The organism is Quadrisphaera sp. KR29 (assembly GCF_052644995.1).
In genome coordinates, this window is sequence record NZ_JBQXXG010000010.1 from 135151 (window position 1) to 151647 (window position 16497).

Genomic DNA, 16497 nt, shown 5'->3' on the forward strand with positions numbered 1-16497 from the left:
CTAGTCCTTCGTCGTCTTTCCGGTGAGCGCTGTGCTCATGCGCCTTCCGCGACACCTGCCTGCAGGTCGGCGATCGCCTGGGCCAGCGTCGGGCTGGCGCCGCCCTGGATGGAGACGCCGGCGTCGATGCGGATGCCTTGGCCGCGGATGGCTTTGGCGTCATCGGAAGCCAGGAAGACCACAAGTTCAGCGATGTCCTCGGGCTGGGTCAGTCGGTCGGTCGTCTGGTGCTTGGCGACCGCAGCGGACAAGGGGGCGGGGAACTGGGTGGCCGCACCGGGGGAGAGCACCAGGCCCGGGAGGACTGCATTGATGTTGATGCCGGCTCGCCCGTGAGTGACTGCGACGTAACGCGTCAGAGCGGTGACCGACGCCTTCAGTGAGCCGTAGGCGATCCGGCTGTGGTCACCGGCTTCACCGCCGCCGGAGGAGGTCACCACGATGTTGCCGCCGCCACCGGCCAGGAGGTGCGGGATCCCGTACTTCAGGCCGGTGACCACGCTCATGACGTTGAGCCGGAAGGCGTCCTCCCAGGCCTCCAGCGGCGTGTCGACCACGTTGCTGTCGTCGGGGCGGCCGGCCGCAGCGTTGAGGTGCAGCACGTCCAAGCGCCCAAGCTCTGCCACGGCGATCTCGTAGTTGGTCTGGACCGCGACCGGATCTGAGACGTCCAGGACCATGGCCAGTGCTCGCGCGCCGCGCATCGACAACTCCTCAGCGAGGGCGAGGACTCCACTCTCGTTGATGTCGGCGAGCGCGACGGCGGCGCCTTCCCTCACCATCGCTCGCGCAGAAGCTTCCCCAATCCCGCTGGCAGCACCGGTGATGAAGGCGGCCTTTTCGTGCAGGCGCCCGGGCACGGCAGCTCCCTCCGGAATTTTGGCAGACTGTGCCATAACCCTACAGTGAGGGGATGTCGGGAGCGCAAAGATCTCCTTCCAAGGGAGGGCGTCCCCCTCGCGTGTGGAGCGCGGACGAGCTGGCCCGGCGCGCCGTGAGAGTCCTGGACCAGCGCGGCTACGCCGACTGCACCATGAGCGAACTCGCCGATGCTCTGGATGTCAGCGTGCGCACGCTCCACCGCTACTTCCCCTCGAAGTCCGACATCGTGTGGAAGTCAGTGCCCGGCACCCTGCAACGCTCGGCCGAGCGACTCGTCCACACCGACTCCCAGGTGCCCGCCTTCGATGTCGTGCGCGCCAACGTGCGTGAGACGCTGCAGGAGTCCGGTCAGGACTGGGAGGCCCTGCGATGCGCGCTGGGCCTTATCGCCGCCTGCCCCGAACTGCAGCGCTTCGACCTGATGGGTCGCGGCCAGGAAGTGATCGCCCGCTACCTGCGCACCCGCCTCGCGGGACCTCGCGCGCACTTCGCTGCCGCTGTCCTCAGTGCGGCGATCAACTCGGTGACGATGGCTACGTTGCTGTGGTGGGCCCAGCACGAGCCCGCCGCTCCTGACCCGCGCGAGTTGGTCGATGAGGCACTGTCGCTGCTCGCGCAGGGCTACGGGCACCTGCTGGCCTGACGTCCTCACTGCTCGAGGCGCCGGCGCATGCGCCGCCGTGGCATGTTCGGACATTAAGATTGCTGGAGGAGTCGCCGACGTGGGTGCCTCCCACCCAGCACGAGGAACCCCGATGCAGCTGAGCATGGTCACTGACTCCCTTGGTCACCTCTCGTTGGACCAAGCCCTGGACGTCGCCGTCGAGGCCGGCCTGGATGCCGTCGAGATCGCCACTGGCAACTGGTCGCAGGCTCCGCATGCTGACCTGGAGGCCTTGGCCAGCGACACCGGCGCTCGCCGGCGCCTGGCCGAGGCGGTGACCTCCCGCGGGCTGCGGCTGTGCGCGCTGAACGCCAACGGCAACCAGTTGCACCCCGTCGAGGGAGCACGGCAGGACCGCGTGGTCCGCCAGAGCATCACCGCGGCCGCAGAGATGGGCGTACCGACGGTGGTGCTCATGTCCGGGCTGCCCGCTGGCGCAGCGGGTGAGCGGACGCCGAACTGGGTCACCACCTCCTGGCCGCCGGAGACGCAGACCCTGCTGGCCTACCAGTGGGAGCGGGTGGCGCTGCCCTACTGGGAGGACCTGGCGGCCTTCGCCGCCGAGCGCGGCGTGCGCCTGGCTGTGGAGATGCACGGCAACCAGCTCGTCTACAACCCCCTGACCCTGGCTCGCCTGCGCGCCGCGGTCGACCCTGCCGTGGTGGGCGCCAACCTGGACCCCTCACACCTGATGTGGATGGGGGCCGACATCCTCGAGGTCGTCCGTGACCTGGGTGGGGCCGTCTTCCACGTCCATGCGAAGGACGTGCGCCTGGATGCTCGCAACGCCAGCGTGAACGGGCGCCTTGACACCCTGCCGCCGGAGCGGGCTCGGGAACGGTCGTGGAACTTCGTCACCCTGGGGCTGGGGCACGAAGGCGGCGCCGGGTTCTGGGCGCAGCTGGCCTACGCGCTGCGGGGGGCCGGCTACGACGGCCCAATAAGCATCGAGCATGAAGACGTCATGCTCGGCTCCCGCGAGGGAGTGCTGCGCTCAGCGGACCTGCTGCGTGCGGTCTTGCCCCGAGAGGCTCCCGACTGGCGAGCAGCTGACATCTGAGCCCCACCGCTGTGTGCTGGGGGTCCGCTGATACACGGCGAACCCCCAGGCCCCCAGCATGCGAACGCAGGCGGCATCTGAGCGGTACCGCCGCCAGTGGTCAGTCGTCGACCACCATCACGCGCACCTCGATGTTGCCGCGCGTGGCGTTGGAGTACGGGCACACCGCGTGAGCAGCCTCGGCCAGCGCCTGGGCCTGCTCGTGCGGCACCGACGGGATGGCCACCTCCAGCTCCACGGCCAGGCCGTAGCCTCCCGAGTCCAGTGCGCCCAGCGAGACGCGGGCGCCCACGCTGCTGCCCTCGATGCGGGTCTTGCTGCTGCGAGCGACACCGAGCAGCGCTGAGTGGAAGCAGGCGGCGTATCCCGCGGCGAACAGCTGCTCGGGGTTGGCGCCCAGCCCGGAGCCACCGAGCTCCTTGGGGGCGCTCAGGTCCAGGTCGAGCGCTCCCTCGCTGGTGCGCACGTGTCCCTGCCGGCCTTCTCCCGTAGCGAGAGCCTCGGCGGTGTAGAGGGCTTTGATCGATGTGGACATGCGTGTTCCCTTCGTGAATGGTCTGTGCGAGGGGACGTCCGCACGACCGGTGGTCAGCCCGAGTTGGTCAGGCGTTGGTGAACCCCGCTGCGCCTTCCAGGTCTCGCTCGAGGCGCTCGTGGCGATCAACCTGCCGCTTGTGGCGGCGGTGCAGCGCGGTGGTGAGTACCAGTGCCAGCAGGACCACGGTCCACACGAGCAGCTGGACCAGGAAGTGGCCAGTACCGGCGCCAGCGAAGTACAGGGTGCTGCGCATGGCCTCGTAGCCGCCTGCGCCCACCCAGACCTGGTGGACCATCTGCCAGAAGGAGGGGAGCATCGACACCGGTGCCGTGCCACCACTGCTGGGCAGGTTGAAGGCCACGGCGATGATCATCACCAGGAAGACGCCACCCACCCCCACCAGCTGATGAGCGAAGGTCGCCAGCAAGCCGATGGTTAAGGTGTACAGCGCCGCGATCCCCAAGACCGCCAGCAGCGTGCCCGTTGAGACCCCGAAGCCGCCCACGAAGGGGCTCAGGACGGCGTATGCCAACAAGGGGATGGCGACCGCTGCCACGCCGTTCGTGATCAGCATCTCGCGGGCTCCGAGCGGGGAGCGCACCTGGGAGGGGCCCACCACGGACAAGAACCCGCCCACGGTGCAGGCCGTGAAGAGGAAGAACAGCACGGTGCCGGTGGCGTCTCCTGTGGCTAGGGGAGCGACGTCCTGAACGGTGGTAGCGGCGCCGAGCTCGGCGGCTACCTGACTTCCGAGCTGGCGCACCACACCGGCAGCCCCGACCCCTCCCGCGGAGGCCTCCACCACCGTCACGCTGCCTTCACCGAGCACCAAGGCGCCCACGGCATCGCGGTCGGCTACCTGCTGGGCCGCTGCGGCCGCATCGGTGGTGGTGGTGAACGCGAACGAATCCCCGGTCTGCTGCTGTACAGCGTCCCTGACCTGCGCAGTCAGGGCCGCCGGCCCTGCCAGGGTGATGGCCATCTCGTGGGGGCGAGGTGAGTGGGAGGCGCTGACCAGCGTGGGCGTGAGCAGCAGCATGAAGAACAGCGGCATCAGGGCTGTGGCGACCACGAGGATCACCCCCCGAGGGGGCTGCCTCCTAGGCGTCGTCGTGTCGGCTTGTGCACCTGTCTCGAGCTCGGCCGGTCCACCGCTTCCTCCGACGGTCGGCTGTCGGTCGTGGTCCCTGCCGGGTCCTGTGAGTTCGGCGCGCGTGTGCGCATCAGGTGCTTCGGCCTGTCCGGTCATGGGCGTGTCCTGGTCCTCGAGCGCTGACGGGGCGATGGGCGTGCTGGCGGGACCCGGCGACTCCGAGCTTGCGGAGTGCCTCGGGTGCTTGCGGGAGGTGCTGCCTGGAAGGCTCATCGCGGCGCCCCCGCTGCAGCAGCGGTGTCCTCGACCTGGCGACCGGACGGTTCGGGCTGCCCGCCACCGGGCGCGTGCGTCGAGGAGAGCACATCGCCGACCGAAACCCGCTCACCGTCGGCGCTGACCGAGGTGGTCTCGTCCCGGCTGACTCCTGGGCTGCTGGCCCCTAGGGCGATGAGCTGGTCCCTCTGGGTGCGCACAGTGCGCCGCAGGTGCACCACTGCGGTGATCAGCACCAGGCCCACCGTCCACGCCGACAGCTGCAGCAGCCACCTACCGATGCCGGCACCGTCGAAGTAGATGATCGAGCGGAAGGCCTCCAAGGCACCGGCGCCGAAGTAGACGCTGTGCAGCCCCTGCCAGAACGGAGGGAGCATCCCGGCGGGGATCGACCCACCCGAGCCGGGGAAGTTGAGCATGACGATCAGAGCCATCACCCCGACGGTGGCCATCCTTCCCAGGAACTGGTTGATCAGGATCGTCGCGGCGCTGACGGTGAAGACGTAGAGCGAGGCGACCCCCAGCAGAGCAGCCGTCGCCGCGAAGGACGCCCCGTACGTGCCCACGAAGATGGCGGACAGGCCGTACACCAGCACGGGTGCACCGATGGCGGTGACCCCCGCGGCGAGGTAGCGGCTGCGCAACCTGGCAGAGGGCAGGAACTGCATCAACGAGATGATCGCCAGGTAACCGCCCAGACTGGTGTACGTCAGCAGGAAGAACAGGCCCGTGCCCTGTCCGTCGCCCGTGCTCAGGGGAGCTACGTCGATGACCTGCGCGGTGGTACCCAGCTGCTGGGCGACCTGAGCTCCGGCCTGCCGCACGGCGCCCGCTGCGGCCAAGCCACCTCCACCGGCCACGTAGGTCGTGACCGTGAAGGTGGGCTGCGCGTCGGCTGAGGTCGGCTGCTGCACGTCGATGCGGATGGCCCCGTCCGCCTGGCGATCGCGCACCGCCTGCTCGGCGGCACCCGGGTCATCGGTGTGGGTGGTCGCGAAAGCGCCGGAAGCCTGCAGCCCGTCGGCGACCTGCGCCACCACGGCTTGGGGGCCCACGACCGCCAGCGGCAGGTCATGAGGGGTGGGGGCGTGCAGAGCACTGGCGAAGGCCAGCGGAAAACCGATGACGAAGACCAGTGGCTGCAGGTAGGCCGCGAAGAAGCGACGGACAGCGGACTGCTCCGGTGGCGGGGTGGCCATCAACGGGCTCCAAGAGGGGAACGGGGTCCTGGCGACAGGGGGTCTGCAAGACCGCAGACCACCTCCAGCCGTACGGCGTCCAGGAGGTCGCCCTCAAAGTAAACGCCATTTACTCATGTGTCAACGTCGTTTACCATGGTGGTCATGCGCAGCGCCGTCGCTTCGACGCCCACCTCCAGCACTCCTGATGACGGTGGTCCTCAGGGCAGGGTGCCGACGAAGGTGGCCATCCGGACGGCGGCCAATGAGCTGTTCCTGCGTGATGGCTTCGCCGGCACCACGGTGCGCGCCATCGCCGATCGGGCGGGGATCACCGCTGCTCTGGTGATCAGGCACTTCGGCTCCAAGGAGGCGCTCTTCCTGGAAGTCATGACCCAGGGACTGTGGTCGTCCGCGCCCGAGCGCGCCGACGCACCGGCGGGGTTGCGCCGGGGGGGCATGGCGGGCGCCCTGGGGGGATCGGTCCACGAGCTGGGCCGAGCACTGGTCGGCTACGTCATCGATGAAGCGGCTCAAGAGCACTCCCAGATCCGAGAGGTCTACGTCGCACTGAGCCGGGCGGCTGACCTCCCCGAGGTTCGTGCCCGCCTTGATGAAGTGGTCGACCTGCAGCTGGTCACCCCCCTGGCGGCGCGGCTGGAAGGTGATGAGGCCCGCGTGCGCGCTGGCTTGGCCGCCGTTGCCCTCTCAGGGCTGATGGAGGCCATGTGGGGCGCTCGTGGAGCATCCCTGGTGGCCCTTCGGCGCGAGCAGCTGGTCGACATGTACGGGAGCGCGATCCAGCGGCTGCTCACAAGCTCGCCGGTGCCGGGGGACTAGGCCGGTCACTGCCCCACGCCTTGGCCGCGAGCCCTGTTCGCGAGCCTGCAGAAGTACGCGCGTGCCATCGGGCCGCCGCGCCTGCCACCTCGAGCAGGTCGCCCAACCATCGCCGGGGCTGGCGCGAGCCGCGCCGAATAGAAGCCTCAGTCCACCTCTGCGGCAGGTCCTCGTTCGTTGAACGCGCGCACCGCCGCCTCGGTGAACAGGGCGTTCATCACCAGGTGGCGCCCGCGCTGGTGGTGGATGGCTCGCGTCTGCGCATCCGCCTCCAGTGCGTTGACCTCCGCCATTCGCAGGGCCAGCAGGACGTCTAGCAGGTCGACGCCCTCGCGCAGCACCTGGTGGGTCATCGCCATGGCCACTGCAGGGCGCAGGGCCTGCTGGGTGCGTTCGGCGTAGTCGGCGTAATGGCCGTCACCAGCAGGGGTCAGTGCCGGAGCGGTGACGCGGTGGTCGATCTGCAACTGCAGCACGAAGTCGACCAGCGCCAGCGCCCCGAGCGGCTCGTCCGCCACGGCGCTGGCCTTGGCCTCGACAGCGACCATCCCCTCCGCGTAGATGACCGAGGCGAGTTCCTCTCGTGAGGCGAAGTTGCGGTACAGCGTGGTGCGGCTGACGTTCGCGAGCTTGGCGACCTCCTCCAGTGGAGCCTCAGGGCCCTGCTCGGCGAAGACGGTGCGCGCGGCGCGCAGGAGGCGTTCGCGGTTGCGTGCGGCGTCCTGGCGGGGGGCCCGACGTCGAAGCGGCGACGCGCTGTCCATGCCGAAAGCGTACAAGGGTGTACCTTTGCTCAAACGTACACAGTTGTACGGATGATTGATGTGGAGGAAGCATGCGCGGACTGAACGGCAAGCGGATCCTGCTCACCGGCGGTGGCAGCGGCATCGGGGCCGCGACCGCCCTGCGACTGGGTGAAGAGGGCGCTTACGTCGTGATCGGCGACATCAACGTCGAGGGCGCCTCCGCGATCGCCGCGCGGATCAAGGAGGCTGGAGGGCGCGCGGTGGCATCCGCCTTCGACCTGGCCGACCCGAAGAGCATCGAGGCACTGGTCGACTTCGCCACCGCCGAGCTGGGAGGGCTGGACGGCGTGGCCAACGTGGCCGCGGACTTGTCGCCCGCCACGCTGGGCAACGACGTCGCCGTGCTGGACATGGACATCGCCATCTGGCAGCAGACCCTCAACGCCAACCTCATCGGCTACGCCCTCATCGCCAAGCACGCTCTGCCACACCTGATCTCTGCCGGTGGGGGCGCCATCGTGAACACCTCCTCAGGGGCGTCGTGGGTGGGTGAGGCTGTTCGCCCGGCCTACGCAGCCTCCAAGGCCGGCATCAACGCCCTGAGCCGCCACCTGGCCAGCGCCTATGGCAAGCAGGGCATCCGGGCGAACAGCGTCAGCCCCGGGGCGGTGCTGAGCGAGACAGCCCTGGCCACCATGAGCGAGGAGTTCAAGGCCCAGATGCGGGCTGGAGTCACTGTGCCCCGCCTGGGTCAGCCCGCCGACCTGGGACAGACCATCTGCTTCCTGCTCAGCGACGACGCCGACTGGGTCTCTGGCCAGGTGTGGAGCGTCAACGGCGGTGGCGGTTTCCGCGACTGACGCCGCGCCGCCGCGTGCTGGTGTGGTGGGCCTGGGGATCATCGGCGCAGGCGTTGCGGTCAGTCACGCGCGCAGCGACACACCGCAGCCGCCGTCTACGACGTGCGCTCCGATGCCGCAGTGACCCTGCAGGGCGTACCGGCGCAGTCGGTCACCCCCACCGAAGTGGCGACGGCCTGCGAGGTCGTCAGCTCGCCGTGGTGGACGCCCCTCAGGCGCGCAGCGTGCTCAGCGGCCAGGACGCCCTGCTCAGTGCCGGGCAGCAGGGACTGCTCGTGGTGCTGCTCTCGACCGTCTTGCGCGAGTCCGTCACCGAGCTGGACGCGCTCTGTCGAGCCCACCGCGCCTAGCGCGGCGTCGACGGTGCTCACCATGTCGGCGCCTCGGGGTCAGCTCCGCTAGGCAGGTGGACCGGGTCGGGCGTTCCCCATGACGTCATCGCCGCGCCACCCAGGGACCCCAGCGGAAGCGCCGCGACCCCACCCACCGCGCGCACCAGACCGGGCTACTACTCAGTTTCGTCGCGTCGACCACAGCGCGGCAGCGACCAAGAGAGGCTGCCCGAGCAGGCGCAGGGCACGCTTGCGGTCACTGTCGAGGCCGAAGGCGTCCCGCCGCTCGGTGTACTGGGCGATGTTGCCGGGGAAGATGGCCGTGAAGAAGGCTGCGACCACCCAGCCCAGGCGGTGCTGCTCCTTGGGTAGCAGCACCAGGGCGCTGCCCAAGCAGACCTCCAGGACTCCTGACATCACCACCACGTCATCAGCGGGCAGCGGGACCCACGTCGGGACCTGCGCTTGAAATTCCTCGCGCGCCTTGGTCAGGTGCATCGCTCCGGCGAAGGCGAGTGCGCTACCCAGGGCGATCCGGGTCGCCGTTCTGCCCAGAGATGGGCTGGGTGTGCTCGTGGGGGTCATCGGTGCTCCAGCGCGATAGGGGGCCACGGACCTCGGGGTCAGCGGCCGGCGTCCTTGGCCAGGTGGCCGGGTGGGGAAGTGGGTGGATGTGTCTACTGAGCCGACCAGCCACCGTCGGAGGCGAGCACCACGCCGGTGATGTTCACGCCGTCCTCGGAGAGCAAGAAGGTAATCGAGGCTGCCAGCTGCTCAGGCATCACCGGTGGCGGCGTGATTCCCAGCAGGCCGCCGATGCGCTCGGCGCCCAGCGCCGAGGCGAAGCTCGCCTCGATACCGGTGATCACTGGGCCCGGTGCCACGGCGTTGACGCGGATGCCCAGGCGGGCGTACATGACCGCCGAGCTCTTCGTCAGCCCGACGACGGCGTGCTTGGAGGTGGTGTAGGCGACCCCAGCCGCCGACCCTCGCAGCGCCGCCTCGCTGGCGACGTTGACCACCGAGCCACCTCCGGCGGCCAGCATGAGCGGCACCACGGCGCGCGTCAGACGCATCGCCCCGTCCACGTTGATGCGCTGCACGCGCTCCCACACCGCGTCGCTGACCTCGTGGACCGGGGTCATGTCGTCCATGATCCCGGCGATGTTGGCGAGTGCGTCGACGCGCTCTCCTGCCGCATCGACGATGAGCGCGACTCCGTCGGCGTGAGTGATGTCAGCCACGACCGGCACGACCTCGCCCGTACCCGGTAGCGAGCTCAGCTCATCGACAAGGCCCTGCACCCTTTCGGCGACGACGTCGACGGCGATCACACGGCCTCCCTCGCGGGCCACGCGCGAGGCGGTAGCGCGCCCGATGCCGGAGCCGGCGCCGGTGACGATCAGGGTCTGGCCCGCGAAGCGCTCCGGGGTGATGCGCTCTTTCCACTCCGGCCGAGCAGAGGGGCGCTGACTGACCCCAACCCCCTGCTCGGTGGCCGTCTCACCCGAATCGCCCGCCGCAAGGGGGGCCGTCATCTGCTTCCCGGACTCGCTCGGAGCATTGGACGCGCGAAGCTCCGCAAGCTGGGTGAGCAGTCCCTCGATGGCCTCTTGAGGAAGGGCGCCCCGGCTCATCGCGACCAGGTGACCCAAGGGGAGCAACCGGACAGGCGCGAGGGCGCGCTCGTCCTGGCCGCCGGAAGCCAGCAGGGCCCGCAGGAGTGGACCGCCGTGGGGATCGTCCAACCAGGTCGCGATGGTGGAGTCGAGGGTGAGTGAGCCGCCGGCCATGAGGCCCTCGCAAGCGATGTGAAGCCAATACCGTACAACGGTGTCCGCTTAGAGGCTCCGGCGTCCCGGTCGTCGCCCCTCGCACGCCGGCCGTGGCTCGTCCTCGCTGCGGCTAGGTACAGCGAGGACGTGGCCTGCGACGGTGGACGGCGGCGCATCCACAAGGGGCGATGGCCATGCCCGGTCCTCGTGGTCAGTCCGGGTGTCCGGCATTTGAGCCCGGCGGCAGACGGTGGCTCACGCGGTCCACCGCCGGCTGCGCCACCGGTTTGATTACTGCAGGGACTCGGCGAAGAACCGCTCGAGCGCGTCGAACGGGATGGCCTCAGGCCTGTCGTACAGGTCGATGTGCCGCGCTCCTGGGACGACCAACAGCTCCTTGGGCTCCTGGGCCTGCTCGAACAGCTCGTCGCTGAACCAGCGGGAGTGTGCGACATCCCCCGTCACCATCAAGACAGGACGCGGGGAGATCTCCGCCAGGTGACGCAGCGATCCGAAGTTGATGTGGGCCTGGCCGCTGGTGATGGTGAAGCCACCGATCGAGCGGGGGTGGCGTCCTCGGTCGGTGACGTAGTACTCGAAGAACTCTGCGGTGACTGGGTCGAGTCCATCGGGAATCGCGCTGGGGAAGGTCGGCGACAGCGCAGCTTCGCCGGCATCCACGTCGGCCCAGCGCTGCGCGGCCAGGTCAGTCAGCGCCTTCTGGCGTTCTTCAGGGGTGCTGCTGTGCTGCCAGCCCTCTCGAGCCACGCCGCTGATGTCGTACATGGCCGCCGTCGCCACCGCCTTGATGCGGTGGTCGACCTGTGCGGCGCTCAGGGCGAAGCCGCCACTGCCGCAGATGCCGATGACCCCCAGGCGGTCTCGGTCGATGAAGCCCAAGGTCCCCAGGTAGTCCACTCCCGCGCTGAAGTCTTCCGCGAAGAGCTCGGGGGAGGTGATGTGGCGAGGCTGTCCGCTGCTCTCGCCGTTGTGGGAGGGGTCGAAGCCGAGCGTGACGAATCCGCGGCGGGCCATCTGCTGGGCGTAGACGCCTGGCCCTTGCTCCTTCACCCCGCCGTGGGGCGGCCCGATGACGATGCCCGGGTGCGAGACCGTCAGGTCGAGGTCGGCTGCGTGGTACAGGTCCGCGGCGATCGTCAGGCCGTAGCGGTTGGGGTAGCGCACTGGCGTACGCGTGATGCCTTCCAGCAAGGGGAAGGTGTAGCCGTCGTCCTGGTGTGGCATGTCAGCTCCGTGGGCATCGGGGAGTACCGGTCTGCGCCAGTCAACGGCTCTGGCGAGTGCCGCGGAAGTCACTGTTGATGCGTGTACTGGCAGGGCATGTCAGCCCCTGTGGGCGGGCCGGTCTCTCGTCGTCACCGACCTCCCGCCAGTACCGCTGGCATGCGCCCGTGAGTCGCACACGGCGCTGTCAGCCCCGCGCGGGGGTCTTGCCTGACCGACCCGTCTGACCTGCTCCATCTGCTCTCGAGTCTGGAGCAAGACAGCCAGCGGCGCCGGCGCAACTGAGGCGCTGAGACGGCTCAGACGAGGCGGACCCTACCGTTCACGCCTGCGCAGCGAGCAAGCCGCAAGGGCAGCCCCTGTCGGCATGGCGGCTCTGTGTGGCCTTGCAGCACCGAGCGGCCCGTCCTGCTCCGACCTGCCAGCGACGGCCAGCAGTGGACCTGCGGTTGCTGGTCAACCCTGCAGCACCGCCCACCCGCGGGCGGGTAGCTGCACCTGACCACCGGCCAGGGCAGCGAGGCCGGCGACCACGGACACCGCGCCGGCGACGGGCAGGGTGGTGGGCGAGCTCGCCAGGTTCAGTGCGACGATCAGTGCTTGGCCGCCGGCGGCTGTGCGCAGCACCACCTGCAGATTGGCGAGGTGGACCACATCGGTGTGGGCGCGCACCAGCCAGGGGTGGCGCCGACGCAGGGACACCAGATCGTGCAGCGCGCTCAGGACTTGGGCCCCATCACTGCCGATGTCGTCGCGGCCGGGCGGATGTGCGGGCAGCTCGGGGCGCACGGCGTCATCACCTCCCAGGCGCTGCTCCTTGATCCCGGTGGCGGCGTACTCATCCCCGGCGTAGACGCTGGGCACCCCCGCCACCGTGAACAGCACCGCCAACGCGTGGGGCACGAAGGTGGGCTCGACGGCCGAGGCGATGCGGGTGACGTCGTGGTTCCCGATGAAGGTCGAGGGGACGAAAGTCTCCAGCAGCGCGTTGTGACGCTGGACAGCGTGAGCGAGCTCGTAGAAGTTGGCATCGGCGATGGAGTGCCAGATCCCCTGCCACAACTCGTACTGGGTCAGGGAATCCACGGTGGCTTCCTGGACGAACCGGCCGTAGTCGCCGTGGATGACCTCGGCACTGAACCAGGCATGGGGGTGTCGCTGGCGTACCCGAGGCAGGACTGCTGCCCAGAAGGCGGTCGGAACGGCGTAGGCAGCATCCAGACGCCAGCCGTCTGCGCCGCGACCGAGCCAGTAGTCCATGACGTCCACCACGAGATCGGTGACCATCGGAGCGTCGTGGTTGAGGGCGATCAGCTGGTCGTGACCTTCGAAGACCTCAGCGCGTACGCGCTGGCCGGGTCGCCACCCCTGCCAGTCGATCCTGAACATCTCGGCCCCGGGGGCGCCGGGACCTTCAGCCTCCACTCGGGTGAAGGCGGGGTGGGCGCGTCCGACGTGGTTGAAGACCCCATCGAGCAGCACCTTGATGCCGCGCTGGTGGGCGGCGGTGATGAGGCGATCGAAGTCGGTCTCGTCGCCCAGACGGGAGTCGATGCGCAGGTGGTCCACGGTGTCGTAGCCGTGGGTGCTGGAGGCGAACACCGGGCCCAGTGCCAGCCCGTTCAGGCCCAGGTGGACGACGTGGTCCAGCCACGCCTCCAGGCGCCGCAGGCGGTGCACGACCTCACCACCCCCCTTCTGAGCCCCCTTCTGAGATCCCTGCGAGGACCCATCCTGGGGATCTTGTCCATCGAAGCGTCCGCTCGAGCTGCCAGAGACGTCGAGGGGACGTCCCGATGCCACGGCCTGCGGCTGCTGGGGGCGCTGAGCCCCGGGTCCGACCCCGGTGAGGGCGGGGCGCACCGGGGCACCGGTGGCCCCCAAGGGATAGACGTGCCACCACATGACGTGCTCAGACCACTGCATCACGCAGGCTCCTCTGCCTCTGCTGTTTGGGGTTGCCCGCAACCGCCCGGAGATGTGGCCAGGCGAGACTGCACCCGTCGGTCACGAGTGGGGGCAGCCATCTGTGGGACCGCCCTGGAACGCGGCTGGCGCCGACCGCGGTGGGGTGGACCATGCACGAGAACCTCACATGCCGACCATCTCAGCGCTCGCCAGCCACAGCCGAGCGGCCAGGTCGACGTCGAAGGCCTGCGGGGTGGTCTGCCCGATCGTGCGGTCCTCGTAGAAGGAGGCGGTCTGCCAGGTCTGGCTGGGGATGCCGTTGGCGAGCCAGACCAGGCGCTGCGCGGACTGCTCGGGGCTGATCAGCATCAGCCGCTTGAAGATCGGGGTGATGACGCGGTTGTGGTAGATCACGCGCATCCAGCTGGTGCTGTCGGCCGCGAAGCCCGTGGCGACGTTGCCGGGGTCGACGGAGGTCGCGGAGATGCCTTGATGCCCGTAGCGACGCTGCAGCTCGTTGGTGAACAGGATGTTCGCCAGTTTGGAGTCGCCGTAGGCCTTCTCGGGGGTGTACTTCTTGGTGTTCTGCAGGTCCTCGATGTCGAGGTTGCCGAAGCGCTTGGCCGAGGAGCTCGCCACGGTGATGACGCTGGCGTGGCTGGTAGACAACTTGTCCAACAACAGATTGGTCAACAAGAACGGCGCCAGGTGGTTCACCTGGAACGTCATCTCAAAGCCGTCGGCGCTCACGGCTCGCTTGCCCATGATGGCGCCGGCATTGTTGATGAGGACGTCGATGCGCGGTAGGAGCTCACTGAGGTCGTGAGCCAGGCGGCGCACCTGGTTGAGGTCAGCGAAGTCGGCCAGGAGGTAGTCCGCGGACAGCGCCTTGGCGACTTGCGAGGTGCGCTCGTAGTCGCGGCCGATCACGACGATGTGGTCGCCCTGCGCGGCTAGCGCTTGGGCGGTGGCTCGGCCGATACCGCTGTTGGCGCCGGTGATGACGACGGTCTTGGGGGTCACGACGTGCTCCAGTCCGGTTTCGGGGGCCGCTACGTCCCCTGGTGGGTCGAGGTGCAAACTCAGCTCTCCCGCTTGGGCGACAGGACCGCGGGGAGATCAGGCGGGTCACCCGGTGGGGCGGCTGCTCGATCCTCAGAGAGCTGCCCGCGGCGCGCTGGCGCCGCGGGCACGCCCTCAGGGGCGGCTGGGGTCGACCAGGGTGCGCACCGGAGCCGAGGGGTCGCCCATCGCTGCAACGGCGCTGGCAACCTCGGACAGGCCGATGGTGCGTCCCAACCAGGGGCGCACATCGATGGAGCCGTCGGCGATGGAGGCCAGCGCGAGCGCCATGTCCTGGTATTCCTCGCCGGAGGCGAAGTGGATGGTCAGGCGGCGGTCCTGGGCCGGAGGCACCATCAGCTCCTCAGGCTCCAGGCTGTACCCACCCATGACGATGCGGGCCCCCACGCCGAGGCCGGGGATGATCTGGTTGAGCATCCCGCGTCGTCCCACGCACTCGTAGACGAGGTTGACCTGAGCGCCGTCGAAGGCGTCCTGGGGGCCGTAGGGGGACGTGACGCGAGGGTCGACGCCGAAGGTGGCGCCCATCTGCACGGCGAGCTCGCGGCGACCCGGGTCGAGGTCGGCGACCACGATGCGCTGCACTCCTGCCTTCTTCAGCCCTGCGACCACTCCGAGACCGATCGCGCCGGCGCCGATGACCAGGGCGACGTCCTCAGGGGTGGGGTTCCCGGAGCGGGCGTGCTCCAGACCGACGGCCAGTGGCTCGACCAGGGTGGCCAGCTCGTCGGAGACCTCATCAGGTACCGCGAACATGAGCGGCTCGAACAAGACCATGTACTCCGCGAAGCCTCCCGGCAGGTGGCCGTAGTAGCCGACGATGCCGACGTTGCCCTGCTCATCGACCATGCCGGGAATGGCGGTCACTCGCCCGCCCACGGGCACCTGCTGTTGCGTGCCCGGTCCGTACTCGACGACCTCGGCGACGAACTCGTGGCCCATCGCGATGGGCTGGGACAGGTCGATGCCCGCGTAGGCGCCGCCGAACTTCTGGGAGTTGGCGACCATCGCCTCAGCAGAGGTGACGAAGTGCGCGTCTGAGGCGCAGATGGCGCACAGGCGCGTCTTGACCAGCACCTGCATGGGGCCGGGGGTGGGGACGGGCAGCTCACTGACGGTGATCTCGCCATTGAGCAGTGTCGCTGCGTACATCGTGATCCTCTCCAATACTCCCGTAGGGGAAAAACTCGAGGAGCCTACGTCTACCCCTGCCCCCGGTCAACGACGCAGGATGTCGGCGTGCCCTCTCAGCCCACTCCCGACCGCCCTCGTCGCAGGGGCCGCCCGGCGCGCATCGACACCCAGCAGATCGCCGCCGCCGCCCGCGAGCTGGCCCCTCACGAGCTGACGATGAACGGGGTGGCCCAACAGCTCGGGGTGGACCGCAAGGCCGTCAACTACCACGTCGCCGACCGCGACGGCCTCCTGGTCCTGGTCGTCGCCGAGGCGGTGGCCGCCCGCTTCGCCGAACTGGATCTCCCGGTTGACCTGGGGTGGCAAGAGGCCTGCAAACGCTTGGCCCACGCCATCAGAAGTTCCACCATTGAGTCCGGGCTGGTGGCCCACACCTTCAGGCTGGGTCGGCGAGCTGACGTGCGCATGCTCCGCCCGGTTGAAGCAGTCCTGCAACAGCTCGTCGCCGCCGGTGCCACCCCTGCCCTAGCTGGCCGGCTGCTCACGACGTTGAGCACGCTGGCCACAGCGTCGGCGCACGACCACATCGCCGCAGCCGACCATCCTCCGTCCCCGCAGCTGGTTGAGGTCGCTGCAGCGCTGCACCAAGTCGGACCCGACGACTTCCCCGTGCTGCGCGCGATGGTCAGCGAGGCCGTCTCGGCCTCCGACGAGGAGCAGTTCGACGTCGACCTGGAGGTCTTCCTGCACGGAGCCGAGAGCGTGTTGCAGCAGGCCTGATCGTCCAACGGGGAGGCCAACGATCCCTCCCCGACTGACGCGCCCACGCCCGGTTCGGGCGCGGTGCTGCATGGTCAGCCCTGGTCAGCCCTGGTCAGCCCTG

General features: G+C 69.2%; 17 protein-coding genes. 6 read left to right on the forward strand and 11 right to left on the reverse strand.

Annotated features, from left to right (window positions below):
- Positions 1-35: 35 nt before the first annotated feature.
- Positions 36-896, reverse strand: coding sequence for an SDR family NAD(P)-dependent oxidoreductase (locus ACUN9U_RS11165; protein ID WP_445485039.1), 861 nt, complete (start codon positions 894-896; stop codon positions 36-38).
- A 65-nt stretch (positions 897-961) separates the two neighbouring features.
- Here ACUN9U_RS11165 and ACUN9U_RS11170 point away from each other — a divergent pair, with 65 nt between their 5' ends.
- Both ACUN9U_RS11170 and ACUN9U_RS11175 read left to right on the forward strand, forming a co-directional pair.
- Positions 962-1525 (forward strand): TetR/AcrR family transcriptional regulator, encoded by a 564-nt coding sequence (locus ACUN9U_RS11170; protein ID WP_445485040.1) that lies wholly within the window; start codon positions 962-964, stop codon positions 1523-1525.
- A gap of 112 nt (positions 1526-1637) precedes the next feature.
- Positions 1638-2606: a sugar phosphate isomerase/epimerase family protein gene (locus ACUN9U_RS11175; RefSeq protein ID WP_445485041.1), complete on the forward strand. Its 969-nt coding sequence runs from the start codon at positions 1638-1640 to the stop codon at positions 2604-2606.
- A 100-nt stretch (positions 2607-2706) separates the two neighbouring features.
- Here ACUN9U_RS11175 and ACUN9U_RS11180 read toward each other — a convergent pair whose 3' ends face one another.
- From ACUN9U_RS11180 to ACUN9U_RS11190, 3 genes are all read right to left on the reverse strand, one after another.
- Positions 2707-3129 carry an organic hydroperoxide resistance protein gene (locus ACUN9U_RS11180; RefSeq protein ID WP_445485057.1) on the reverse strand — a complete coding sequence of 141 codons (423 nt, stop codon included), beginning with the start codon at positions 3127-3129 and terminating at the stop codon, positions 2707-2709.
- Positions 3130-3208: 79 nt separating this feature from the next.
- Complete coding sequence (locus ACUN9U_RS11185; protein ID WP_445485042.1) at positions 3209-4225, reverse strand: hypothetical protein; 1017 nt, start codon at positions 4223-4225, stop codon at positions 3209-3211.
- A gap of 281 nt (positions 4226-4506) precedes the next feature.
- Positions 4507-5712: an ABC transporter permease gene (locus ACUN9U_RS11190; RefSeq protein ID WP_445485043.1), complete on the reverse strand. Its 1206-nt coding sequence runs from the start codon at positions 5710-5712 to the stop codon at positions 4507-4509.
- A 144-nt stretch (positions 5713-5856) separates the two neighbouring features.
- Here ACUN9U_RS11190 and ACUN9U_RS11195 point away from each other — a divergent pair, with 144 nt between their 5' ends.
- On the forward strand, positions 5857-6531 hold the full coding sequence (locus ACUN9U_RS11195; RefSeq protein ID WP_445485044.1) for a TetR/AcrR family transcriptional regulator: 675 nt from the start codon (positions 5857-5859) through the stop codon (positions 6529-6531).
- A 146-nt stretch (positions 6532-6677) separates the two neighbouring features.
- Here ACUN9U_RS11195 and ACUN9U_RS11200 read toward each other — a convergent pair whose 3' ends face one another.
- Positions 6678-7295 carry a TetR/AcrR family transcriptional regulator gene (locus ACUN9U_RS11200; RefSeq protein WP_445485045.1) on the reverse strand — a complete coding sequence of 206 codons (618 nt, stop codon included), beginning with the start codon at positions 7293-7295 and terminating at the stop codon, positions 6678-6680.
- A gap of 71 nt (positions 7296-7366) precedes the next feature.
- On the opposite strand from ACUN9U_RS11200, the gene ACUN9U_RS11205 reads away from it, so the two are divergent.
- Together ACUN9U_RS11205 and ACUN9U_RS11210 are read left to right on the forward strand one after the other, a co-directional pair.
- Positions 7367-8137, forward strand: a complete 771-nt coding sequence (locus tag ACUN9U_RS11205) for an SDR family NAD(P)-dependent oxidoreductase (RefSeq protein WP_445485046.1) — start codon at positions 7367-7369, stop codon at positions 8135-8137.
- A 224-nt stretch (positions 8138-8361) separates the two neighbouring features.
- Positions 8362-8487 carry a hypothetical protein gene (locus ACUN9U_RS11210; protein WP_445485047.1) on the forward strand — a complete coding sequence of 42 codons (126 nt, stop codon included), beginning with the start codon at positions 8362-8364 and terminating at the stop codon, positions 8485-8487.
- Between the two features lie 162 nt (positions 8488-8649).
- Here the strand turns inward: ACUN9U_RS11210 and ACUN9U_RS11215 are convergent, their stop codons facing one another.
- The 6 genes from ACUN9U_RS11215 to ACUN9U_RS11240 form a co-directional block, all read right to left on the reverse strand.
- Positions 8650-9054: a DoxX family protein gene (locus ACUN9U_RS11215; RefSeq protein WP_445485048.1), complete on the reverse strand. Its 405-nt coding sequence runs from the start codon at positions 9052-9054 to the stop codon at positions 8650-8652.
- 92 nt (positions 9055-9146) lie between these two features.
- The gene (locus ACUN9U_RS11220; RefSeq protein ID WP_445485049.1) at positions 9147-10262 is read right to left on the reverse strand and encodes an SDR family NAD(P)-dependent oxidoreductase; all 1116 of its coding nucleotides are present in this window, start codon (positions 10260-10262) and stop codon (positions 9147-9149) included.
- Between the two features lie 273 nt (positions 10263-10535).
- Complete coding sequence (locus ACUN9U_RS11225; protein ID WP_445485050.1) at positions 10536-11489, reverse strand: alpha/beta hydrolase; 954 nt, start codon at positions 11487-11489, stop codon at positions 10536-10538.
- Positions 11490-11945: 456 nt separating this feature from the next.
- Positions 11946-13415 carry an alpha-amylase family glycosyl hydrolase gene (locus tag ACUN9U_RS11230; protein WP_445485058.1) on the reverse strand — a complete coding sequence of 490 codons (1470 nt, stop codon included), beginning with the start codon at positions 13413-13415 and terminating at the stop codon, positions 11946-11948.
- Positions 13416-13580: 165 nt separating this feature from the next.
- Positions 13581-14420, reverse strand: coding sequence for an SDR family NAD(P)-dependent oxidoreductase (locus ACUN9U_RS11235; RefSeq protein ID WP_445485051.1), 840 nt, complete (start codon positions 14418-14420; stop codon positions 13581-13583).
- A 174-nt stretch (positions 14421-14594) separates the two neighbouring features.
- Positions 14595-15632, reverse strand: a complete 1038-nt coding sequence (locus ACUN9U_RS11240; RefSeq protein WP_445485052.1) for a zinc-binding dehydrogenase — start codon at positions 15630-15632, stop codon at positions 14595-14597.
- Between the two features lie 87 nt (positions 15633-15719).
- On the opposite strand from ACUN9U_RS11240, the gene ACUN9U_RS11245 reads away from it, so the two are divergent.
- Positions 15720-16394, forward strand: coding sequence for a TetR/AcrR family transcriptional regulator C-terminal domain-containing protein (locus ACUN9U_RS11245; protein ID WP_445485053.1), 675 nt, complete (start codon positions 15720-15722; stop codon positions 16392-16394).
- The last annotated feature ends 103 nt before the right edge of the window (positions 16395-16497 follow it).